Origin of the sequence: Pseudomonas sp. NBRC 111130 (genome assembly GCF_001320485.1) — a bacterium.
GTDB lineage: Bacteria > Pseudomonadota > Gammaproteobacteria > Pseudomonadales > Pseudomonadaceae > Aquipseudomonas > Aquipseudomonas vlassakiae.
In genome coordinates, this window is sequence record NZ_BCBG01000019.1 from 49,095 (window position 1) to 72,697 (window position 23,603).

17 protein-coding genes and 1 tRNA gene are annotated in these 23,603 nt (G+C 62.7%); 15 read left to right on the forward strand and 3 right to left on the reverse strand.

The window, feature by feature from the left end:
* Positions 1-75: 75 nt before the first annotated feature.
* From dnaG to APH33_RS11440, 14 genes are all read left to right on the forward strand, one after another.
* Positions 76-2,058 carry a DNA primase gene (dnaG, locus tag APH33_RS11380; RefSeq protein WP_054885229.1) on the forward strand — a complete coding sequence of 661 codons (1,983 nt, stop codon included), beginning with the start codon at positions 76-78 and terminating at the stop codon, positions 2,056-2,058.
* 67 nt (positions 2,059-2,125) lie between these two features.
* Complete coding sequence (gene rpoD, locus APH33_RS11385) at positions 2,126-3,976, forward strand: RNA polymerase sigma factor RpoD (RefSeq protein ID WP_054885230.1); 1,851 nt, start codon at positions 2,126-2,128, stop codon at positions 3,974-3,976.
* A gap of 118 nt (positions 3,977-4,094) precedes the next feature.
* Positions 4,095-7,838, forward strand: a complete 3,744-nt coding sequence (locus APH33_RS11390; protein ID WP_054885231.1) for a bifunctional diguanylate cyclase/phosphodiesterase — start codon at positions 4,095-4,097, stop codon at positions 7,836-7,838.
* A gap of 16 nt (positions 7,839-7,854) precedes the next feature.
* A tRNA-Ile gene (locus APH33_RS11395) sits at positions 7,855-7,931 on the forward strand.
* A 118-nt stretch (positions 7,932-8,049) separates the two neighbouring features.
* Positions 8,050-8,511, forward strand: a complete 462-nt coding sequence (locus tag APH33_RS11400) for an Lrp/AsnC family transcriptional regulator (RefSeq protein WP_054885232.1) — start codon at positions 8,050-8,052, stop codon at positions 8,509-8,511.
* A gap of 187 nt (positions 8,512-8,698) precedes the next feature.
* Positions 8,699-10,381 carry an NAD(P)/FAD-dependent oxidoreductase gene (locus tag APH33_RS11405; RefSeq protein ID WP_054885233.1) on the forward strand — a complete coding sequence of 561 codons (1,683 nt, stop codon included), beginning with the start codon at positions 8,699-8,701 and terminating at the stop codon, positions 10,379-10,381.
* Positions 10,382-10,396: 15 nt separating this feature from the next.
* On the forward strand, positions 10,397-11,191 hold the full coding sequence (locus APH33_RS11410; protein ID WP_054885234.1) for a carbon-nitrogen hydrolase family protein: 795 nt from the start codon (positions 10,397-10,399) through the stop codon (positions 11,189-11,191).
* 157 nt (positions 11,192-11,348) lie between these two features.
* Positions 11,349-13,628 (forward strand): pyrroloquinoline quinone biosynthesis protein PqqF, encoded by a 2,280-nt coding sequence (pqqF, locus tag APH33_RS11415; protein ID WP_054885235.1) that lies wholly within the window; start codon positions 11,349-11,351, stop codon positions 13,626-13,628.
* Between the two features lie 169 nt (positions 13,629-13,797).
* Complete coding sequence (pqqA, locus tag APH33_RS26570; RefSeq protein WP_003243383.1) at positions 13,798-13,869, forward strand: pyrroloquinoline quinone precursor peptide PqqA; 72 nt, start codon at positions 13,798-13,800, stop codon at positions 13,867-13,869.
* Positions 13,870-13,949: 80 nt separating this feature from the next.
* Entirely contained in the window at positions 13,950-14,861 is a 912-nt protein-coding gene (gene pqqB / locus APH33_RS11420) for a pyrroloquinoline quinone biosynthesis protein PqqB (protein ID WP_054885236.1), read from the forward strand.
* Positions 14,862-14,888: 27 nt separating this feature from the next.
* Positions 14,889-15,626: a pyrroloquinoline-quinone synthase PqqC gene (gene pqqC, locus APH33_RS11425; protein WP_176506105.1), complete on the forward strand. Its 738-nt coding sequence runs from the start codon at positions 14,889-14,891 to the stop codon at positions 15,624-15,626.
* On the forward strand, positions 15,623-15,898 hold the full coding sequence (gene pqqD, locus APH33_RS11430; protein WP_054885238.1) for a pyrroloquinoline quinone biosynthesis peptide chaperone PqqD: 276 nt from the start codon (positions 15,623-15,625) through the stop codon (positions 15,896-15,898). The genes pqqC and pqqD overlap by 4 nt, the downstream gene beginning before the upstream one ends.
* Positions 15,870-17,018 (forward strand): pyrroloquinoline quinone biosynthesis protein PqqE, encoded by a 1,149-nt coding sequence (pqqE, locus tag APH33_RS11435; RefSeq protein ID WP_054885239.1) that lies wholly within the window; start codon positions 15,870-15,872, stop codon positions 17,016-17,018. The genes pqqD and pqqE overlap by 29 nt, the downstream gene beginning before the upstream one ends.
* Complete coding sequence (locus APH33_RS11440) at positions 16,984-18,807, forward strand: S9 family peptidase (protein ID WP_054885240.1); 1,824 nt, start codon at positions 16,984-16,986, stop codon at positions 18,805-18,807. Before pqqE ends, APH33_RS11440 begins: the two co-directional genes overlap by 35 nt.
* Positions 18,808-18,839: 32 nt before the next feature.
* Here APH33_RS11440 and APH33_RS26575 read toward each other — a convergent pair whose 3' ends face one another.
* Together APH33_RS26575 and APH33_RS11445 are read right to left on the reverse strand one after the other, a co-directional pair.
* On the reverse strand, positions 18,840-18,998 hold the full coding sequence (locus APH33_RS26575; RefSeq protein ID WP_009681539.1) for a YqaE/Pmp3 family membrane protein: 159 nt from the start codon (positions 18,996-18,998) through the stop codon (positions 18,840-18,842).
* A 140-nt stretch (positions 18,999-19,138) separates the two neighbouring features.
* Entirely contained in the window at positions 19,139-20,416 is a 1,278-nt protein-coding gene (locus APH33_RS11445; RefSeq protein ID WP_054885241.1) for an aspartate aminotransferase family protein, read from the reverse strand.
* A 211-nt stretch (positions 20,417-20,627) separates the two neighbouring features.
* On the opposite strand from APH33_RS11445, the gene APH33_RS11450 reads away from it, so the two are divergent.
* On the forward strand, positions 20,628-21,551 hold the full coding sequence (locus APH33_RS11450; protein WP_054885242.1) for a LysR family transcriptional regulator: 924 nt from the start codon (positions 20,628-20,630) through the stop codon (positions 21,549-21,551).
* A gap of 246 nt (positions 21,552-21,797) precedes the next feature.
* Here the strand turns inward: APH33_RS11450 and APH33_RS11455 are convergent, their stop codons facing one another.
* Positions 21,798-23,576 carry an acyl-CoA dehydrogenase C-terminal domain-containing protein gene (locus APH33_RS11455; protein ID WP_054885243.1) on the reverse strand — a complete coding sequence of 593 codons (1,779 nt, stop codon included), beginning with the start codon at positions 23,574-23,576 and terminating at the stop codon, positions 21,798-21,800.
* Positions 23,577-23,603 lie beyond the last annotated feature (27 nt).

Here is a 23,603-nt window from a genome sequence, read left to right on the forward strand (position 1 = left end):
CTCCCTCGCACTTCCCCTAGCATCACTCGCCCCGTTAGCGTTTAGACTTGCCAGTTGCCAGATGACGAGACTGCCATGGCCGGGCTGATTCCCCAAAGCTTCATCGACGACCTGATCAACCGCCTCGACATTGTCGACGTGGTGAGTTCGCGCGTTCAGCTGAAAAAAACCGGCAAGAACTACTCCGCCTGCTGCCCGTTCCACAAGGAAAAGACCCCTTCCTTCACGGTCAGCCCAGACAAACAGTTCTACTACTGCTTCGGCTGCGGTGCCGGCGGCAACGCCCTTGGTTTCGTCATGGACCACGACAACCTGGACTTTCCCCAGGCCGTCGAGGAGCTGGCCCGCGCAGCCGGCATGGAAGTGCCCAGGGAACAAGGCCGTCGCGACAACAAGCCGCGCCAGCCAACCGATTCGCCGCTGTACCCATTGCTCGATGCCGCCTCGGAGTTCTACCGCCAGGCCCTGCGCAGCCATCCGACCCGCAAGGCGGCGGTGGACTACCTCAAGGGCCGTGGCTTGTCTGGCGAGATCGCCCGAGACTTCGGCCTGGGCTTCGCGCCGCCGGGCTGGGACAACCTGCTCAAGCACCTGGGCGCCGACAGTCTGCAGCAAAAGGTGATGATCGACGCCGGCTTGTTGATCGAGAATGCCGAAAGCGGCAAACGCTACGACCGCTTCCGCGACCGGGTGATGTTCCCGATCCGCGATAGCCGTGGGCGCATCATCGCTTTTGGCGGCCGGGTACTGGGCGACGACAAGCCCAAGTACCTCAACTCACCGGAAACCCCGGTGTTTCACAAGGGCCAGGAACTCTACGGGCTGTACGAGGCACGCAAGCACAACCGCAACCTCGACGAAATAATCGTCGTCGAAGGCTACATGGACGTGATCGCCCTGGCCCAGCAAGGCCTGCGCAATGCCGTCGCCACCCTCGGCACCGCGACCAGCGAAGAGCACCTCAAGCGCCTGTTCCGCGTGGTGCCCAGCGTACTGTTCTGCTTCGACGGCGACCAGGCCGGGCGCAAGGCTGCCTGGCGGGCGCTGGAATCGACCCTCTCGGCACTGCAGGATGGCCGCCGTGCGCGCTTCCTGTTCCTGCCAGAAGGTGAAGACCCGGACAGCTTGGTACGCGCCGAAGGCACCGATGCCTTCATGGCCCGGATCAACCAGCACGCACAGCCACTGGCCGACTATTTCTTCGAGCAATTGAGCAACGAAGCCGACCCGCGCTCGCTGGAAGGCAAGGCACACATGGCCACCCTGGCTGCACCGTTGATCGAAAAGATCCCCGGTGCGAACTTGCGTCAGCTCATGCGCAACCGCCTGAAGGAAATCACCGGCCTCGACCCTCAGCAGGTCGAGCAACTGGCGCAACAGGCCCCGGCGACCAGCGGCGTGCCAGATTACGACCCTGGCTATGACTACGATGCCATGGCCAGCTATACCCCCGACTACGGCGACATGCCACAGCCCGACTACGCCCCCGTTCATCAGCAACAGGAGTGGAAGCCAAACAAAGGCGGGGGCAAGAAGCAGTGGGGCGACAAGCCCTGGGACAAGAACCGCAAGGGCGGCAAGCCATGGCAGCAGCGCGACGAAGCACCGCCGCGGGTGCCGGCACCGGTCGAACCACCGACCCTGGCCGCCCTGCGCACCTTGCTGCACCATCCATTGCTGGCCGGCAAGGTCGAGGATGCCAGCCACTTCGCCGACGAAGAACACCTGTACAGCCAGCTGCTGGTGGCCCTGATCGAAGCTGCGCAGAAGAATCCTGGGCTAAGCTCAATGCAGTTGATCGCACGTTGGCACGGCACTGAACAAGGCCGCCTGCTGCGGGCCCTGGCCGAAAAGGAATGGTTGATCGTGGCCGACAACCTTGAACAACAGTTTTTCGACACTATAACTAGCTTGTCCGCCCGCCAACGCGAGCGCAGCCTGGAACAACTGCTCAGGAAATCACGTCAAAGCGAATTGACCAGCGAGGAAAAATCACAGCTCCTCGCCCTGCTGAGCCGGAATGTTCCCGCACAAACGCCGACCTCATCTGGCGCGTGAGGCCCATGCTCGGGTATAATCCTCGGCTTGTTTTTTGCCCGCCAAGACCTTCAGTGGATAGGGTGTTATGTCCGGAAAAGCGCAACAGCAGTCTCGTATCAAAGAGTTGATCACCCGCGGTCGTGAGCAGGGCTACCTGACTTACGCGGAGGTCAACGACCACCTGCCTGAGGATATTTCAGATCCGGAACAGGTGGAAGACATCATCCGCATGATCAACGACATGGGGATCAACGTATTCGAGAGTGCTCCGGATGCGGATGCCCTTCTGTTGGCGGAAGCCGACACCGACGAAGCCGCGGCCGAAGAAGCCGCTGCTGCGTTGGCGGCAGTTGAAACCGATATCGGCCGCACGACCGACCCGGTGCGCATGTACATGCGCGAAATGGGTACCGTCGAGCTGCTGACTCGCGAAGGCGAAATCGAAATCGCCAAGCGTATCGAGGAAGGCATCCGTGAAGTCATGGGCGCCATCGCTCACTTCCCGGGCACTGTCGACTACATCCTCGGCGAATACGACCGCGTCACCGCCGAAGGCGGCCGCCTGTCCGACGTCCTCAGCGGTTACATCGACCCTGACGACAACATCGCCGCACCGACCGACGAAGTGCCAGTACCTGGTGCCAAGGTACCAGCGGCCAAGGAAGAGTCGGACGACGAAGACGAGGAAAGCGAAGGGGGTGACGACGAGGAAGAGACCGAAAGCGGTCCCGATCCGGTTGTCGCAGCCCAGCGCTTCGGTGCCGTTGCCGATCAGCTCCAGGTCACCGCCAAGGTCCTGAAAAAGCACGGCCGTGACGGCAAGGAAAGCATCGAGGCCCTCCAGGCCCTGGCTGACCTGTTCATGCCGATCAAGCTGGTGCCGAAGCAGTTCGACGTCCTGGTCGAGCGTGTGCGCGATGCCCTGAATCGCCTGCGTCAGCAAGAGCGCGCGATCATGCAGCTGTGCGTGCGTGATGCCCGTATGCCGCGTGCTGACTTCCTGCGCCTGTTCCCGAGCAATGAAACCGACCAGACCTGGTCCGGTGACCTGGCCAAGCGCAACACCAAGTGGGCAGCTGCCCTGGGTGAAAAGGACGCCGCCATCGTCGCTTGCCAGCAGAAGCTGATCGACCTTGAGACCGAGACCGGCCTGACCGTCGCCGAGATCAAGGAAATCAACCGCCGCATGTCTATCGGCGAGGCGAAAGCCCGCCGCGCCAAGAAAGAAATGGTCGAGGCGAACCTGCGTCTGGTGATTTCCATCGCCAAGAAGTACACCAACCGGGGCCTGCAGTTCCTCGACCTGATCCAGGAAGGCAACATCGGCCTGATGAAGGCGGTGGACAAGTTCGAATACCGTCGCGGTTACAAGTTCTCGACCTACGCCACCTGGTGGATCCGTCAGGCGATCACCCGCTCGATCGCCGACCAGGCGCGCACCATCCGTATTCCGGTGCACATGATCGAGACGATCAACAAGCTCAACCGTATTTCCCGCCAGATGCTGCAGGAAATGGGCCGTGAGCCGACCCCGGAAGAGCTCGGTGAGCGCATGGAAATGCCTGAGGACAAGATCCGCAAGGTATTGAAGATCGCCAAAGAACCGATCTCCATGGAAACCCCGATCGGTGATGACGAAGATTCGCACCTGGGCGACTTCATCGAGGACTCGACCATGCAGTCCCCGATCGACGTGGCCACGGTCGAAAGCCTCAAGGAAGCGACCCGTGACGTGCTCTCGGGCCTGACCGCACGCGAAGCCAAGGTGCTGCGCATGCGCTTCGGTATCGACATGAACACCGACCACACCCTTGAAGAGGTAGGCAAGCAGTTCGACGTGACCCGTGAGCGGATCCGTCAGATCGAAGCGAAGGCGTTGCGCAAATTGCGCCACCCGACTCGCAGCGAGCATCTACGCTCCTTCCTCGACGAGTGATGACGAACCCCGGCCCAGGCCGGGGTTTTTCTTATCCGACAAATAGTTGTGATCGGCCACTCTGCTGGCTGAATGCCCGTCTACACTCGACTTCAGACCAACTGAATGCGAGGCCGCTATGCTGCCGAAGCCGGCCATTCTGTTGCTGTTCCTGATGCTGTGGAACACAACGGCCGGCGCCCTGACCCTGACAGACGAGGAAAAAACCTGGCTCGCTGCCCACCCGCAGTTGAGACTGGGCGTCGACGCTTCCTGGCCACCTTTCGAGTTTCGTGACCAGGAGGGCCGGTACCAGGGATTGGCCGCCGATTACATCGCCCTGCTCCAGGATCGCCTGGGCGTAATACTGAAACCGGTCGAGCCGAGCAGGTGGACCGAAGTGCTGCAGCAGGCGCGCGAAGGCCGCATCGACTTGCTGCCCGGCATCATGTCGACACCCGAACGCCAGGGCTACCTCGCGTTCACCCGTCCCTACCTCGATTTCCCCATCGTCATCCTGGCCCATGAAGGCGGCCCGCAACCGCGCACGCTCAAGGACTTGTACGGGCTGAAGGTCGCTGTGGTGGAAAACTATGCGCCCCATGAACTGCTCCGCACCCACCACCCGGACCTGAACCTGGTGGCGATGCCGAATGTCAACTCGACCCTGCAGGCACTGGCCACCGACGCGGTGGACGCCGTGGTCGGTGACCTCGCCTCCAGTATCTGGAGCCTGCGCCAGCTCAAGCTCGAAGGGTTGTATGTAAGCGGCGACACACCCTATCGCTATCAGTTGGCAATGGCCGCGCCCCGTGACCAGCAGGTGCTGGTCGGCATCCTCGACAAAGTGATGGCCGACATGTCCAGCGAAGAGATCAGCCATATCCAGCAGCGCTGGGTCGGCGCCGTGGTCGACCAGCGAAGCTTCTGGCACGACACGCTGCTCTATGGGCTGCCGGCCGTCCTGCTGCTGATCGCCATTCTCGCCGCGGTCATCCGTATCAATCGCCGGCTCAGTTCGGAAATTTCCAGACGTATCGCCCTGGAACAGGAACTGCGCAGCAGCGAATACCATTACCGCGGCCTGATCGAGAGCCTGTCGGCAATCGCCTGGGAAGCCGACGCCAACGACTTCACCTACAGTTATGTCTCGCCGCACGCCGAGGACCTGTTGGGCTACCCGTTGCACGACTGGCTCAAGCCCGGCTTCTGGCGCAGCATCCTGCACCCCGACGATGCGCTCTGGGCCCAGGCTTTCTGCGAAAGCGAAACCGCCGCAGGGCGTGATCACAGCCTCGATTACCGCGTGCTACGCGCCGACGGCCAGGCGCTTTGGGTGCGCAACATCGTCAGCATGATCGAACACGGCCACCGGCCGGTGATGCGGGGCCTGATGATCGACATCAGCGAGACCAAACGCACCGAAGACGCCCTGCGTCTGTCTGAGCAAAAGTTCGCCTCGGTGTTCGAGCAGTGCCCGGACATTCTGCTGATCGCACGGCATAGTGATGGCGTGCTGCTCGAGGTCAACGAAGCCTTCGAAGAACAGATCGGCCTGAAACCGGGTGAGGTCATCGGCCGTACCGCTACCGAGCTCAACCTGTGGGGGGTCGAAGGCATGGGCCCGAGGCTTCTCGAACGCCTGCATCAGGGTGGCATCCGCAACCTTGAAATGACTTTCCGCCGCAGCAACGGCCAGTTGTTCACCGGCCTGACTTCGGCCGAAACCTTCGAGCTCGACGGCACCCCGGCGCTGGTCGTGGCGGTTCGCGACATCAGCCAGCTCAAGGAAACCCAACAACAGTTGCAGACCTCCGAGGAAAAGTTCGCCAAGGCTTTCCACGCCTCGCCTGACGGCCTGTTGCTGTCGCGCCAAAGCGACGGCCTGCTGCTGGAAGTCAACGAAGGCTTCTGCCGCCTGACCGGTTACGAATTCAACCAGCCTATCGACCAGACTTCCTTCGACCTGGGGATCTGGGTCGACCTCAACGAACGCAAACGCCTGATCGACCAACTGGGACGCAATGGTTTCGTGCGTGACTTCAGCTGCCACCTGCGCCGCAGCGACGGGCAGATTCGCCTCTGCGAACTCTCGGCCCGGCCACTGCCGATCGGTGGTGTCGACTGCATGCTGACCATCGCCCGCGACATTACCGAACGCCACCTGATGCAGGAAAAACTGCAACTGGCTGCCACCGTGTTTGAAAATACCGCTGAAGGTGTATTGATTACCGACACCGACCAGCGCATCAGTGCAGTCAACCGTGCCTTCAGTGAGATCACCGGCTACAGCGAGATCGAGGCGCTCGGCCAGACCCCGCGCCTGCTCGCCTCTGGCCAGCATGACAGCGCCTTCTATGCCGCCATGTGGCACCAGCTCACCGCAGAAGGTCACTGGCAGGGCGAGATCTACAACAAGCGCAAGAACGGCGAACTGTATCCCGGCTGGCTGACCATCAGCGCCGTTCGCAACAATGATCGCAACATCACCCACTTCGTCGCCGTGTTCGCCGACATCTCCAGCCTCAAGCACGCCCAGGCCAAACTCGACTACCAGGCCCACCACGACCCACTGACCGGCCTGCCCAACCGCGCCCTCTTCGAAAGCCGGCTGCAGGCCGTGCTGACCTGCGCACAGGTGTCCAACCGGCAGGGTGCTGTGCTGTTCCTCGATCTGGACCGCTTCAAGCACATCAACGACAGCCTCGGCCACCCGGTTGGCGACCTGTTGCTCAAAGGCATCGCCCAGCGCCTCAAGGAGCAGGTGCGCGACGTCGACACCGTGGCCCGCCTGGGCGGCGACGAATTCATCATCCTGCTGCCCGGCCTGCACAAGCCCAGCGATGCCCATGCCATCGCCAACAAGTTGCTGGCCTGCTTCGTCGCCCCGTTCCAGGCCGGCGAGCATGAGTTCTTTACCAGCGCCAGCATCGGCATCAGCCTTTACCCGCAGGATGGCACCGACGTCGCCACGCTGATCCGCAACGCCGACGCCGCCATGTACCGCTCCAAGGCCAAAGGTCGCAACCGCGTGGAAGCCTACACCCGTGACCTGACCGTACAGGCCAGCGAACGCATCGCCATGGAGCACGAACTGCGCCGCGCCATCGAGCGCAACGAGATGAGCCTGAGCTTCCAGCCCAAGCTGAGCCTCAAGACCCAGACCCTGGTCGGGGCCGAAGCATTGGTTCGCTGGAGCCACCCGACATTCGGCGAAGTGCCGCCCGAGCATTTCATTCATCTGGCCGAAGAGAACGGCACCATCCTGCAGCTGGGCGACTGGGTGCTGGAGCAGGCTTGCCAGCAGATGCATCGCTGGAAAAAGGCTTATCAAGCCTTCGGGCCATTGTCGATCAACCTGGCTGGTGCGCAGCTGCGCCACCCCAACCTCGCCAAGCGCATCGAGCACCTGTTGAAGGTGTATCAGCTGAAAGCGGGCGACCTGCAGCTGGAGATTACCGAGAACTTCATCATGAGCCAGGCCGAAGAGGCCTTGGCCATTTTGCATCAGCTCAAACAGCTGGGCGTGCAGCTGGCGATCGACGATTTCGGTACCGGGTACTCATCGCTGAGTTACCTCAAGCGCCTGCCGCTGGATATCCTCAAGATCGACAAGTCGTTCATTCGCGGCCTGCCGGACGATCCCCATGACGCCGCCATCGCCCGCGCCATCATCGCGCTCGGGCGCAGCATGCAACTGACGATCATTGCCGAAGGCGTGGAGAACCAGGCACAGCAGCGCTTCTTGGCAGCAGAGGGCTGCGAGCAGATCCAGGGTTACATCGTCAGCCTGCCGTTGCCACCGGACGAGTTCGCAGCGACGTTTCTTCGCATAGCACTATCTGATCTTTCGGATGGCACGCTTTCAAAACCCTCGTTATAATCCGGGCACTTACTGAGGGCCTATAGCTCAGTCGGTTAGAGCAGAGGACTCATAATCCTTTGGTCCACGGTTCGAGTCCGTGTGGGCCCACCAGATATGACGGAAGCCGCGCCAATGCGCGGCTTTTTTGTGCCCGAATGTTGACCGTTCAAGGCCTTGCCCCGCTCGGCTGCGGCTGGCTAGGCTAGGGGCCCCTTCGTAGAGACTTACCATGTCGGACTCTCGCCCCATCGCCCTCGACGAAATCGATCATCAGCTGATCGCTCTGCTGCAGATCAACGCCCGTGAGAGCGTCGCTACCCTCGCCCGCCAGCTTGGCATCGCCCGTACCACGGTCAACTCGCGCCTGGAACGGCTGGAAAAGCACAAGGTCATCACGGGCTATGGAGTGCGTCTCGGCCAGCGCCTGATCGGCGGTGGGCTGCAGGCTTATGTCGGGATCAAGGTGCAGCCACGCTCCGGCAAGGAAGTGGTAAGGCGCCTGAGTGCCATGGGGCAGGTGCAGCAGCTGTGTGCGGTGAGTGGCGAGTTCGACTACGTGGCCTGGCTACGCAGCGATTCACCGGAGCAACTCGACCAACTGCTAGACCAGATTGGCAGCGTCGAGGGGGTGCAGAAGACCACCACGTCGATCATCCTCAGCAGCAAGGTCGATCGAGGGCAGCCCGTTTGAAACGTCGCAGCACTTGGCTGCGCTGATCGTAAAAAATGATGCTAGTGCCGTCACAATGACGATTAATAATACATTTCGCCATCACTCTGCATCTTAATTACGATATCGCCGCTTCATAAAATGACCGTCAGCCATCTCCTATAATCAGGCTTCGCCCCCTGCGCAGCCGCTCTGGCAAGGTCACTTCATGAACAAGAAAAACCGCCACCCCGCCGACGGCAAGCAACCTATTACCATCTTCGGCCCGGATTTCCCCTTCGCCTTCGACGACTGGCTGGAACACCCCGCTGGCCTGGGCAGTATCCCGGCCGAACGTCATGGCGAAGAAGTCGCCATCGTGGGTGCAGGTATCGCCGGGCTGGTTGCGGCCTACGAATTGATGAAGCTGGGCCTCAAGCCCGTGGTGTATGAGGCCTCGAAGCTCGGTGGCCGACTGCGTTCGCAGGCCTTCAACGGTACCGACGGCATCATCGCCGAGCTCGGCGGCATGCGTTTCCCGGTGTCCTCGACCGCCTTCTACCACTACGTCGACAAGCTGGGGCTGGAAACCAAGCCCTTCCCCAACCCGCTGACCTCCGCCTCGGGCAGCACGGTGATCGACCTCGAAGGCCAGACCTACTATGCAGAAAAGCCCAGTGACCTGCCAAAACTGTTCCACGAAGTGGCCGACGCCTGGGCAGACGCGCTGGAAAGCGGTGCGCAGTTCGCCGATATCCAGCGGGCGATCCGGGACCGTGATGTACCTCGGCTGAAAGCGTTGTGGAACAAGCTGGTCCCCCTGTGGGACGACCGCACCTTCTACGACTTCGTCGCCACCTCGCGCTCGTTCGCCCAGTTGAGCTTCCAGCATCGTGAAGTGTTCGGTCAGGTCGGTTTCGGCACCGGCGGTTGGGACTCGGACTTCCCCAACTCGATGCTGGAAATCTTCCGCGTGGTCATGACCAACTGCGACGATCATCAGCACTTGATCGTCGGTGGCGTGGAACAGGTGCCTCAGGGTATCTGGCGCCATGTGCCGGAGCGTTGCGTCCATTGGCCAGAGGGCACCAGCCTCAGTTCGTTGCATGGCGGCGCACCGCGCAGCGGCGTCAAGCGCATCGCCCGTGCTGCCGATGGGCGCCTGGCGGTCACCGACAACTGGGGTGACACCCGCCACTACGGTGCAGTGCTCGCGACCTGCCAGAGCTGGCTGCTGACCACCCAGATCGACTGCGAAGAATCGCTGTTCTCGCAAAAGATGTGGATGGCCCTGGACCGCACCCGCTACATGCAATCATCAAAGACCTTCGTCATGGTCGACCGGCCGTTCTGGAAGGACAAGGATCCGCAGACCGGCCGCGACCTGATGAGCATGACCCTGACTGATCGCCTCACCCGCGGCACCTACCTGTTCGACAACGGTGACGACAAGCCGGGGGTGATCTGCCTGTCCTACGCCTGGATGAGCGACGCCCTGAAGATGCTCCCGCATCCGGTGGAAAAGCGCGTGCAGCTGGCCCTGGACGCACTGAAGAAGATCTACCCCAAGACCGATATCGCCGGGCACATCATCGGCGACCCGATCACCGTTTCCTGGGAAGCCGACCCGCACTTCCTCGGCGCATTCAAGGGCGCGCTGCCAGGCCATTACCGCTACAACCAACGCATGTACGCACACTTCATGCAGCAGGATATGCCCACCGAGCAACGCGGCATGTTCATCGCCGGCGACGACGTGTCGTGGACCCCGGCCTGGGTCGAAGGTGCGGTGCAGACATCGCTGAATGCGGTGTGGGGTATCATGAACCACTTCGGTGGCCACACCCACCCGGACAACCCAGGCCCGGGTGATGTGTTCGATGAGATCGGGCCCATCGCCCTGGCCGACTGAAACCAAGGAGGCAGCATGCGCATCGCTCTGTTCCAGGGCGCACCCAACCCGCTGGACGTGCCCGGCAACCTGCAACGGCTGCGCCACCAGGCGCAGCTGGCGGCCGAGCGTGGCGCGCAATTGCTGGTGTGCCCGGAGATGTTCCTGAGCGGCTACAACATCGGCCTGGCGCAGGTCGAACGGCTGGCCGAAGCCGACGATGGTCCTGCGGCCATGGAGGTGGTGGAGATTACCCAGTCACACCGCATCGCCATTGTTTACGGCTACCCGGAGCGCGCCGATGACGGAGCGATCTACAACAGCGTGCAGCTGATCGATGCCCATGGCCGCAGCCTGTGCAATTACCGCAAGACCCACCTGTTCGGTGAACTGGACCGGGCGATGTTCAGCCCTGGCGCCGACCATTTTCCGGTGGTCGAACTGAACGGCTGGAAAGTCGGCATGCTAATCTGCTACGACATCGAGTTCCCGGAAAACGCCCGGCGCCTGGCGCTGGCAGGTGCCGAGCTGATCGTGGTGCCGACGGCGAACATGACGCCGTACGATTTCGTCTGCCAGGTGACCGTGCGCTCGCGGGCGCAGGAAAACCAGTGCTACCTGGTATATGCCAATTACTGCGGGGCCGAGGGCGAGATCCAGTACTGCGGGCAGAGCAGCATCATCGGGCCCGATGGCAGTCTGCTGGCCATGGCGGAGCGAGATGAATGCCAGTTGCTGGCAGAGCTTGAGCATGAGCGAGTGATGCAGGGGCGTGAGGCGTTTCCTTACCTGACCGATCTGCGCCAGGAACTGCATTTGCGTCAAGGCTGACAGAGGCCGCTTAGCGGCCCATTCGCGGGCACGCCCGCTCCCACAGAGACCGAGTGATCGTGCGGTCGCATGCCATTCCTGTGGGAGCGGCGGGCCCGCGAATGGGCCGGACCTTTCTTGCAAATGGGTTAGCATGGACACCTGCCCTGGAGTTCCCATGCCTGACACCACCCGCCACCTCACCCTCGCCAACGGTCTGCAGTTGGCTCTGCGCCATGCGCCGCGCCTGAAGCGCTCTGCGGCCGCGTTGAGGGTCCATGCGGGCAGCCATGACGCGCCAACCGCATGGCCAGGCCTGGCCCATTTCCTTGAACACCTGTTTTTCCTGGGCACAGCACGCTTCCCGCTGGAAGACGGCCTGATGCGCTATGTCCAGGCCTTGGGCGGCCAGGTCAACGCCAGCACCCGCGAGCGCAGCACCGATTTCTTCTTTGAAGTACCACCCGCGGCATTGGCCGGTGGCCTGGAGCGCCTGTGCCAGATGCTTGCCGAGCCGGATCTGGGCATCGAACGGCAGCGTCGCGAGCGGGAAGTCATCCACGCCGAATTCATCGCCTGGTCACGCAACCCGCAGGCGCAACAGCAATTCGCTTTGTTGCAATCTGTGGGTGTCGATCACCCCTTGAGCGGCTTTCATGCCGGCAACCGCTATTCCCTCGTACTGGGCGATAGGGCTTTCCAGCAAGCCCTCGCAGGCTTCCACCAGCGCTTTTACCAGGGCGGCCAGATCACCCTGAGCCTGTGCGGCCCGCAACCGCTGGATGAACTGCAACAGCTTGGCAGCCACTACGCCGGCATCTTCAAGCCGAGCCCCGCTGTGCTACAAGCCTTGCCACCCGCCTTGGCCGCCAACCAGCCACTGCTGTTCGCACACGACGGCCTGCCAGCAGGGGCAGAACAGGCACTGGAACTGCTGATCGCCCACCTCGGCGACAACCGCCCCGGCAGTTGGCTGCATGCACTGGAGCAACGTGGCTGGCTCAAAGGGTTCAAGGCCGAGAAGCTGCATGCGTTTGCCGGGCAACTGCTCTGGCACCTCGACCTGGAGCTTGCCCCGGATGCCAACAGCGATGAGGCTCTGAAGCTGCTGCACGGCTGGTTCGAGTTCATCGGCAAGACAGACCCCGGCCCACTCAACCGCACGTTTGGCTGTTTGCAACAACGTCGTCAACGCAGCGCCAGCGCACTGGAGCTGGCCCGACGCGACAGCGCCGGGCAGCCGTTTGCAGCACTGGATGCCCAAGCTCTGAGGGCGCTCGAAGCGCTGCTTGAGCAGCTGCCGCGATGCACATACGGGCAATGGCAGCTGCCTGCGCCCGAGCCCTTGTTTTCGGATGAACTGCCCTCTGCCCCAGCTGCTGAGTTGCCAGCTGCATTGTGCATCAGCGACTTGCTGCCACCCTCCAGGCAATACGCAGCACTGTATTTGCGTTGGCAGGTGCCATCGGCATTGCGCCAGCGTCTGTACAGCGTACTGCAACGTGCCCTGCGCTCCCTGCAAAGTCGTTGCGAGCAAGCTTGCGTGCAACTGCAATTCAGCGCGTCGGGCGACAATTGGCAGTTGTGCTGCGCTGGCCATCCGGTAGCCGTGGTACGCGCCGCAGGCCAGGCCCTGGCCCTGATGCAAGTGCCCTCCAACTGGCAGACGTCGCCACCTGAGGCGCCCGCGCTGATCCCGATCAGGGCGTTGATCAGTCAGCTACCTGACGCCGTGCTTGGCACTCGCCCGGCCACAATGCCGTCTGCCACCCTCGACCAGGCGCTGCTCGATGGCGTCTGGCAACACAGCCATTGGCACGGCCTGGCCGTCGGCTTCGAGCCCAGTGCTGTGCAGGCCCTCGGCGCCGTGCTGCAGGGTTGCCCCGGGCAAGGCGGGGCGCCCACGCCGGCTGCCGGCTGGGCTGGTCGCCGCTGGCACCATGCCGAGGTGCCAGGCAGTGAACATGCCCTGCTGCTGTTCTGCCCACTGCCAGCCGCACGGCAAGGCAGCGGTCGCCTGCTGGCGCAGCTGCTACAAGGCCCGGTATATCAACGCCTGCGCGTCGAATTGCAGCTGGGCTACGCGGTTTTCAGTACCTTTCGTCAGATCGAGGGCATCGGTGGCCTGCTGTTCGGGGTGCAATCGCCGCATGCCAGCCAGGCCGAGATCCTCGATCACCTGCGCGAGCTGCTGGGCCGCGGCGTCACCCTCGATGCGGTCGCCCGACAAGCTCTGGCCGAGCAGTTCGACGAAAACGCCATGGCCAACGCCGACGTCACTGAATGGGCATGGCAGACACACTTGGCCAAAGAACCTGGCGGCCTGCTTGCGCTGCGGCGGTCTATTCTGAACACGCAACAGGCAGATCTGGACGGCCTGCTACGCGACCTGCTCGGTACCGATTGGCCGTGGCTTTGCCTGGCCAACAGTGCTGCGCCAGAGGCGTCCTGGCACTGATCTCGCGGGGATTGTTACGTTTGCTGCAAGGGCGCTTATCAAAGAATTAACCTTTCGGTACAAATTTTTCTTGTAAGATAACGCTATCTCAGCCAACGGAACCTCCTGCTCCAGGCGGCACCCAACGAATAGCTGAAGTAACCCAACCCCATCCGGAAGGAGAACGCCCATGTGGACCAAACCTGCATACACTGACCTGCGTATCGGCTTCGAAGTGACCATGTACTTCGCCAACCGCTAAGCCCTGCTTTGCGGATCGACGCCTCGGCCCGCCGGGGCGTCGTTGTTTTCCGGATACGGCTTTTCGCAGAAGGAGTGGCCATGTACATCCAGATTCTCGGTTCCGCCGCCGGTGGTGGTTTCCCGCAGTGGAACTGCAACTGCGTCAATTGCAAGGGCTATCGCGACGGCAGCCTGCGCGCCACGGCACGCACCCAGTCGTCCATCGCCCTGTCAGACGACGGTGAGCACTGGATCCTGTGCAATGCCTCGCCCGACATCCGCGCCCAGCTCCAGGCCTTCGCACCGATGCAGCCGGCGCGTGCCCTGCGCGATACCGGGATCAACGCCATCGTCCTGCTCGACAGCCAGATCGACCATACCACCGGCCTGCTCAGCCTGCGCGAAGGCTGCCCGCATCAGGTCTGGTGCACCGACATGGTCCACCAGGACCTGACCAGCGGCTTCCCGCTGTTCAACATGCTCAGCCACTGGAACGGTGGGCTGCAGTGGAACCGCATCGAGCTCGAAGGCAGTTTCGTCATCGACGCCTGCCCTGACCTCACGTTCACCCCCTTCCCCCTGCGCAGCGCCGCGCCGCCCTATTCGCCGCACCGCTTCGACCCCCACCCGGGCGACAACCTCGGCCTGTTGGTCGAAGACACGCGCACTGGCGGCAAGCTGTTCTACGCTCCCGGCCTCGGCCAGGTCGATGCCAAGCTGCTGCAGCTGATGCATGGCGCCGACTGCCTGCTGGTCGACGGCACGCTGTGGGAGGATGATGAAATGCAGCGCCGTGGTGTCGGCACCCGTACCGGCCGCGAGATGGGCCACCTGGCGCAGAATGGCCCGGGTGGCATGCTCGAAGTGCTCGACGGCTTCGCGCGCCAGCGCAAGGTGCTCATCCACATCAACAACACCAACCCGATCCTCGATGAAGACTCCCCCGAACGCGCCGAAGTCCAGCGCCGCGGCGTCGAAGTCGCCTTCGATGGCATGAGCATCGAGCTGTAAGGAGGCCCCGTGAGCGACGCACTGCCAATGTCACCTGCCGAATTCGAGCAGGCCCTGCGCGCCAAGGGCGCCTACTACCACATCCACCATCCCTATCACGTGGCGATGTACCAAGGCCGCGCCACCCGCGAGCAGATTCAGGGCTGGGTAGCCAACCGCTTCTACTACCAGGTCAACATCCCGATGAAGGACGCCGCGATCCTGGCCAACTGCCCGGACCGCGAGGTACGCCGTGAGTGGATCCAGCGCCTGCTCGATCATGATGGCGCGCCAGGCGAGGACGGCGGTATCGAAGCCTGGCTGCGACTGGGCCAGGCGGTCGGCCTCGACCCTGACCAGCTACGTTCCCAGGAACTGGTGCTGCCCGGCGTGCGTTTCGCCGTCGACGCCTACGTCAACTTCGCTCGCAGGGCCAGCTGGCAAGAAGCGGCCAGCAGTTCGCTGACCGAACTGTTCGCCCCGCAGATCCACCAGTCCCGCCTGGACAGCTGGCCACAGCACTACCCGTGGATCGACCCGGCTGGCTACGAGTACTTCCGCACTCGCCTGGGCCAGGCCCGGCGTGATGTCGAGCACGGCCTGGCAATCACTTTGCAGCACTACACCACCCGTGCGGGCCAGGAGCGTATGCTGGAAATCCTGCAGTTCAAGCTGGATATCCTCTGGAGCATGCTGGATGCCATGAGCATGGCCTACGAGCTGAACCGCCCGCCTTACCACACCGTCACCCCGCAACGGGTCTGGCACAAGGGGATTGCCCTATGAGTTTCGACCGCAAGCAAGTGCCGAGCTGGCGCCCCGGCTACCGCTTCCAGTACGAGCCGGCGCAAAAAGGCCATGTGCTGCTGTACCCCGAAGGCATGATCAAGCTCAACGACAGCGCCGGCCTGATCGGCGGGCTGATCGACGGCAAGCGTGACGTGGCGGCGATCATCAGAGACCTCGAACAACAATTCCCTGGTGTGCCCGAAGTCGCAGACGATATCGAGCAATTCATGGAGGTGGCCCGTGCCGAACACTGGATCGTCCTCGCCTGAGGTACCGGTCGGCCTGCCGCTATGGCTGCTGGCCGAGCTGACCTACCGCTGCCCGCTGCAATGTCCGTACTGCTCCAACCCACTGGACTTCGCAGCCCAAGGCCAGGAGCTGAGCACTGCGCAGTGGTTCAAGGTGATGGCCGAAGCCCGCGAGATGGGTGCCGCGCAGATCGGCTTTTCCGGTGGTGAGCCGCTGGTGCGCCAGGACCTCGCCGAGCTGATCGGCGAGGCCCGTCGGCTGGGCTACTACACCAACCTGATCACCTCCGGCATCGGCCTGACCGAAGCGCGCATCGCCGCCTTCAAGGAAGCCGGGCTGGACCATATCCAGATCAGCTTCCAGGCCAGTGACGAACAGGTCAACAACCTGCTGGCCGGTTCGAAGAAGGCCTTCGCGCAGAAGCTGGAAATGGCCCGCGCGGTAAAGGCCCACGGTTATCCGATGGTGCTCAACTTCGTCACCCACCGGCACAACATCGACAAGATCGACCGCATCATCGAGTTGTGCATCGCCCTTGAGGCCGACTTCGTCGAGCTTGCTACCTGCCAGTTCTACGGTTGGGCGCACCTCAACCGCCTGGGCCTGCTACCGACCCGCGCACAGCTCGAACGTGCCGAACGCATCACCAATGAGTACCGGCAGAAGCTCAAGGCCGAGGGCAGCCCGTGCAAGCTGATCTTCGTCACCCCGGATTACTACGAAGAACGCCCCAAGGCCTGCATGAACGGTTGGGGCAGCCTGTTCCTGACCATCACGCCGGACGGCACTGCCTTGCCCTGCCACGGCGCCCGGCAATTGCCGGTGCAGTTCCCCAACGTGCGTGACCATGACCTGCACCACATCTGGTACGACTCGTTCGGCTTCAACCGCTTCCGCGGTTACGACTGGATGCCCGAGCCTTGCCGCTCGTGCGATGAGAAGGAAAAAGACTTCGGCGGCTGCCGATGCCAGGCCTTCATGCTGACCGGTGATGCCAGCAAGGCCGACCCGGTATGCGCCAAGTCTGCTGACCACGGCATGATCCTCAAGGCCCGTGAAGAGGCGGAAAGTGCCCAACTTGCCATCGAAGAGCTGACCTTCCGCAATGAGCGCAACTCCCGTGTCATCGTCCGCGGCTGACTTCAGCGCCGCCCAGGCCGTCGCCGCCGGCACCGACTTTGCCGAACTCAAGCTCGGCGACGCAGGCCTGTTCTGGAACGAGTTCCGCCCCGCCGATGGCGTTTGCCGCATCTGGCAGTGGCGTGACCACCAGGCACGTTGCCTCACGCCCGATGGCTTCAGCGCGCGCAGCCGGGTCTATGAATACGGCGGCGGCAGCTTCTGCCTGGGCGGTGACGGGCTGCTGTTCGTCAACGAAAAGGATCAGCAGGTCTATACCCAGCGCCTTGAAGGCGGTGCCCCGCGCGCCCTGACCGCCGAAGCCGACTGCCGCTATGGCGATGTGCAGTGGCACGACGGCAAGGTACTGGCAGTCGAAGAGCGCCATGGCGAAAGCGTCGAGCATCGCCTGGTGGCATTGGCCGAGAGCTACCGCGAGGTGCTCGCCGAAGGGGCTGACTTCTATGCTTCGCCCACGGTCAGCGCTGATGGCCAACGCCTGGCCTGGGTCGAATGGGACCGTCCGGCACAACCCTGGACCGTTACCCGACTGTTATGCCGCGAGCGTGACGCCAACGGCTTCTGGGGAGCCGCACGCTGTATCGCCGCCGAAGATGAATCACTGCAACAGCCGCGTTTCGACACCGAAGGCCGCTTGTACTGCCTGTCTGATCGCAATGGCTTCTGGCAGCCCTGGGGCGAGGTCGACGGCCACTGGCAGGCACTGCCGGCCGAGCCCGCCGACCACGCAGCCGCGCCCTGGCAACTGGGCGCCAGCACCTGGCTGCCACTAAGCCCGCAACACTACCTGGCCACCTGGTTCGAAGGGGGTATCGGGCAACTGGGCCTGCACGATGAAAATGGCCGCATGGAGCGCTTCGCCAGTGCCTATACCCGGTTCCGCAACCTGGCAATGGATGCCGAATACCTCTATGCCGTCGCAGCCTCACCGATCAGCCCGCCAGCAATTATTGCCATCGCCCGCGTCAACCATGAGGTCAGCGTGCTGGCCGGTGGCGCTGAAGTGCTACCTGCAGCGCACATCAGCCTGCCGCAATCGATCCATTACAAGAGCGGCGACGCGTTTGCCCATGGCTTCTTCTATCCGGCAACGGCCACCAAGGGCCCTGCACCTTTGCTGGTATTTATCCACGGCGGTCCGACTTCGGCCTGCTACCCGGTACTCGACCCACGCATCCAGTACTGGACGCAACGCGGTTTCGCCGTTGCCGACCTGAATTACCGGGGCAGCACGGGCTATGGCCGGGAATACCGCCAGGCCCTGCACCTGCGGTGGGGCGAAAGCGATGTGCAAGATGCCTGTGCCGCCGTCGAGTACCTGGCTCGGCAAGGGCTGATCGACCCCGGCAAGGCCTTCATTCGCGGCGGCAGTGCTGGTGGCTACACCACGCTGTGCGCCCTGGCATTCCACGACGTGTTCCGCGCTGGAGCCAGCCTTTACGGAGTCAGTGATCCGATTGCCCTGGGCCAGGCCACGCACAAGTTCGAAGGTGATTATCTGAACTGGCTGATCGGTGACCCGCAGCAAGACGCCGAACGTTATCGCCAACGCACGCCGCTGCTGCATGCCTCGCAAATCAAGGTGCCGGTGATCTTCTTCCAGGGCGAACTGGATGCTGTGGTGGTACCGGAGCAGACCCGCTCGATGCTGACCGCGTTGCAAGCCAATGGCATCGAGGCTGAAGGGCATTTCTATGCAGGGGAACGGCACGGGTTGCGCAAGGCCGAGAACCTGGCGCATGCGCTGGAAGAAGAGTGGAAGTTCTATTGCAGGGTGTTGGAGGGCTGACAGCCTGGGGCCGCTCTGCGGCCCCGGCATCCTCAGCGCTTGGCGATAATGTAGACCGCATGCACGATCCCGGGAATGTAACCCAGCAGGGTCAAAAGAATGTTCAGCCAGAACGCCCCGCCAAACCCCACCTGCAGAAATACACCCAGCGGCGGCAGGATGATGGCGATGATGATGCGAATGAAGTCCATGCGGGTCTCTCCTGAAGGGGTTACAAGGAAGACCCGTTGCGCTTGCTGGAGGTTCCACAGGCAAAAAAAAACGCCCCGGGCCAAATGAAACAGGCACGGGGCGATGCGCAGAAACGCCAGACGGTTCGTTGAGTTCTTGATCAGGCCGGCATTTCGCGGCGGGCCTGTAGTTGCGCATGCAAGCGGGCAAAGGCTCGGGCCAGGCGCAGGAGCATTTCATCGATATTGCCCTTGCTGACGGTCAACGCTGGCGAGAAACGCACCACATCCGCCTGCGGTGCATTCAGCAGCAAGCCTTCGTGCAAGGCAGCCTCGACCAGTTCCTTGGCGAGGCTTTCCTGCAACTGCAACGCCCACAACAGCCCTTGGCCACGCACCTGGCCCTGGCCATAGCGGCCAGCCAGGCGGCTAAGGCCGTCGCGCAAATGGCGGCCGCTGTCTTGCACCTGCTCGAAGAAGCCAGGTTCCAGCACGGTTTCCAGCACGGCCAGGCCGGCGGCGCTCATCAGTGAATTGCCGTGATGGCTACCCTCCAGTTCGCCCGGCTCGGCGCAACAGGCGGTCCCGCGGGCCAGCAAGGCCGCCAGCGGCACGCCACCACCCAAGCCCTTGCCCAGCGTGATGATGTCGGCACGCACACCGTAGGTCTGTTCTGCCAGCAACGCCCCGCAGCGGCCGATACCCGTCTGCACTTCATCGAGAATCAGCAGAATGCCCAGTTCCCGGCAGAGCTTTTCCACGCCTTGCAGGTACTCGCGCGTTGCCGGGATCACCCCCGCCTCGCCCTGGATCGGCTCGAGCATGATTGCCACGGTGCGCGAATCGACCTCGGCATGCAGCGCCGCCAGATCGTTGAACGGCACCTTGCTGAACCCCGGCAGGCCCGGTTCGCAGCGGTTGCACGGCAGCGGGTCGGAAGCTGACAGCGCACCCAGGCTACGGCCATGGCAGGCCTGACTGGCAGTGATGATGTGATAGGCGCCATTACGGTTCAGCTGGCCCCACTTGCGCGCCAGCTTGATCGCCCCCTCACAGGCCTCGGCGCCGCTGTTGAGCAGGTAGGCCTGGTCGCTGCCAGTGCTCTGGCACAGGCGGTTGACCAGCGCCAACAGGCCACGGCTGTGGTAACCAGCACCTGGGTTGATCAGCGCCTGGGCCTGGTTGCCCAAGGCTTTGACCAGCGCCGTCGGGCTGTGCCCAAGGCTGTTGACTGCCCCGCCCTGGGTGAAATCCAGGTAGGCATGCCCTTCGCTGTCCCACAACCAGGAGCCCTGGCCACGCACGAACACTTGCGCAGCACGCTCGGTGCTCGGCATCAGATGCTCACGCGACAACTGCGGCGCATCCGCCACGATCGCCGGCGCACGCTTGGGCTCGGCAACTGCGGGAGCCGAACGGCGCAGGTTGAACAGGTTCATCGGGGCTCCACCCAATCATGAAAGAGGCGGCCAGGGATCCGGTCGTGTTGCCGACGCTGGATAATTTTGCCTTGCCTATCAAAAGTGTTTTTCAAATGCGGTAACAATGCGCTCAGCGATCGCTGTAAGCCATTGGAATACAGCGATAGACTAGGCTTCAGCGGTGCCTGCGGCCATTTCGTTTTCCCAGCTTTTTCGATAAGTGATACTTATGGATTTTCGCCAACTGCGTTATTTCGTCGCGGTGTATGAAGAGGGCCATGTCGGCCGCGCCGCCGAACGCCTGTCGCTGTCGCAACCGGCACTGTCACAGCAGATTCGCCAGCTTGAGCACAGCCTCGATCTCAGCCTGTTCGAACGCAGCAACAAACGCCTGCTGCCGACCCTGGCCGCGCACACCCTGTACAACCATGCCCTGCCGCTACTGGATGGCCTGCAGCGGGCCCATGAGGCCATGCGCAACTTCAAGGGCCAGTCCTTGCGCACCTTGGCCATCGGTGTGCTGCAGACCGTGCGGCCAAGCCTGGTGCCACAGCTGCTGGAGCGTGTGCGCAAGGCACAGCCGCATCTGGTGGTGCAAATCTATGAGCTGTCAGGGCTGGAGATCGAACGGCGGCTGCTCAATGGCAACCTCGACATTGGCATCAGCTACCTGCCACCGCGCCAGCCTGGGTTGCACGGTTCGCTGCTGTACGAAGATGAGTTGCAAGTGGTCATCCCGGACACCCACCCTTTGAAGGACTTCAAGAAAGTCTCGATCAAGCAGGCCGCCGAACTGCCCATGCTGATGCTCGGTGAGGAATTCCAGATCCGCCAGATCTGGAAGGAACAACTGGCCGCACAGGGCCGCCGACCGCAGGTGCAAGCCGAAATGAACAACATGGCCGGGATTCTCGACAGCCTGGCGCACACCTCGCTGGCGACCATTTTGCCAGGGCGGGCCAAGGATGCTGCCGAAGATGATCAGGGCTTGCTATGGAAACCACTCAGCGAGCCACGCGTGCCGCTCAAGGTCGGCTTGGTGTTTCGTGATGCCCAGCGCCAGCAGGCCTCGGTGGAGCTGCTGCGCACGCTGCTGGAAGAGGAGACCGATGCCCGACAGCTGGGCGCCCCGCCGCTGGATGTGCTTGGCTGAAAACATGCGGACGAAGAAAACCCCGCCGAAGCGGGGTTCTCTAGACTGTTTCCCTGTGACATCCGTATCGCCCCGCCATCCTGGCAGGAAATCCTTCGTTGTCCCTGTTCTGTCCTTTGCGCTTCCTGCGCAACGTCCATGTACAAAGATTAACCGTGGATCCAATCTGGCACCAGTGGCGAAAAGTCACCACGTTATGTAGGAAAAGGCTTACAAGAAGTAGTCTTTCACAAACATATCAGCCAATCAGAACTGCTCGGCATCCAGCAGGTACAACGACTCGCTGCCAGCCTTCACCGAAGCCACCAGCGAGCCCACCCGCGGCAGCAGTCGTGCGAAGTAGAACCGCGCCGTGCCCAGCTTGGCCGAATAGAACGCCTCGTCGCCCTCAGCCGCCTTGGCCGCCCGGGCCATCAGCGCCCACATGTAGGCATAGGCCACATAACCAAAGGCATGCAGGTACTCGACCGACGCGGCACCGATTTCATTCGGGTTGCCCTTGGCCTGCTCCAGTACCCATTCGGTCAGCCCATCGAGCTGATCCAGGCAGGCGCCCAGCGGCTGGGTAAACTCGTCCAGCTGGCCATCCGCGCTGGCAATGAACTGGCGAATCTCGTCAGAGAACAGCGTGTAGTAGGCCCCACCGCTGGCCACCACCTTGCGCCCCATGAGGTCCAGTGCCTGGATACCGTTGGTGCCTTCGTAAATCTGGGTGATACGCACATCGCGCACCAGTTGCTCCTGGCCCCACTCGCGAATGTAGCCATGGCCACCGAATACCTGCTGGCCATGCACCGTGCACTCGAGGCCAAGGTCGGTGAGGAAGGCCTTGGCCACCGGGGTCAGCAGGGCCACCAGCTCTTCGCTGCGTTTGCGCGTTGCCGGGTCCTGGCTGTACTTGGCGCTGTCGAGCTGCATCGCCACGTAGGTGGAGAAGGCACGACCGCCCTCGATCAACGCCTTCATGGTCAGCAGCATGCGCCGCACATCGGGGTGGACGATGATCGGGTCGGCGGCCTTGTCCTTGGCTTGCGGCCCGGTCGGGGCACGGCTCTGCAGGCGATCACGGGCGTATTCCACGGCGTTCTGGTAGGAACGCTCGGCCGACGCCAGGCCTTGGATACCCACGCCCAGGCGCTCGTAGTTCATCATGGTGAACATCGCCGCCAAGCCCTTGTTCGGCTCGCCGACGATGTAGCCGACCGCCTCGTCGAAGTTCATCACGCAGGTCGCCGAGGCCTGGATGCCCATCTTGTGCTCGATCGAGCCACAGGTGGCCGGGTTGTGCGCGCCGAGGCTGCCGTCTTCGTTGACCAGGAACTTCGGCACCAGGAACAGCGAGATGCCTTTGGGCCCCGCCGGTGCATCCGGCAGCTTGGCCAGCACCAGGTGGATGATGTTCTCGGTCAGGTCATGCTCGCCGCCGGTGATGAAGATCTTGGTGCCGCTGACCTTGTAGCTACCGTCGGCCTGGGGCTCGGCCTTGGTGCGGATGATGCCCAGGTCGGTACCGGCATGCGGTTCGGTCAGGCACATGGAGCCTGCCCAGACACCGGCGTACATGTTGGGCAGGTACTTTTCCTTCAGCGCCTCACTGGCGTGGGCATTGATCGACAGGCAGGCGCCGGCGGTCAGCATCGGGTACAGGCCGAATGCCAGGCTCGAGGCGTTGACCATTTCCTCGACCTGGGCCGAGATCGCCTTGGGCATGCCCATGCCGCCGAACTGCGGGTCACCGCCCACGCCCACCCAACCGCCTTCGGCGTAGGTGTTGTAGGCCTCGATGAAACCGGCTGGGGTACGCACGGCACCGTTGTCCCAGTGACAGCCTTCTTCGTCGGCGGCACGGCTGAGGGGGGCGATGCTCTTGCTGGTGACCTTGCCGGCTTCTTCAAGCACAGCCATGGCGGTGTCCGCATCGACCGCCTCGGCCAGTTCGGGCAGCTGCGCCCACAACTCGGCCACATTGAAGACTTCATTCAGTACGAAGCGCATGTCGCGCAGGGGCGCTTTATAGTCAGCCATGACAACCTCTCGCTGGTCGGGTCGGGG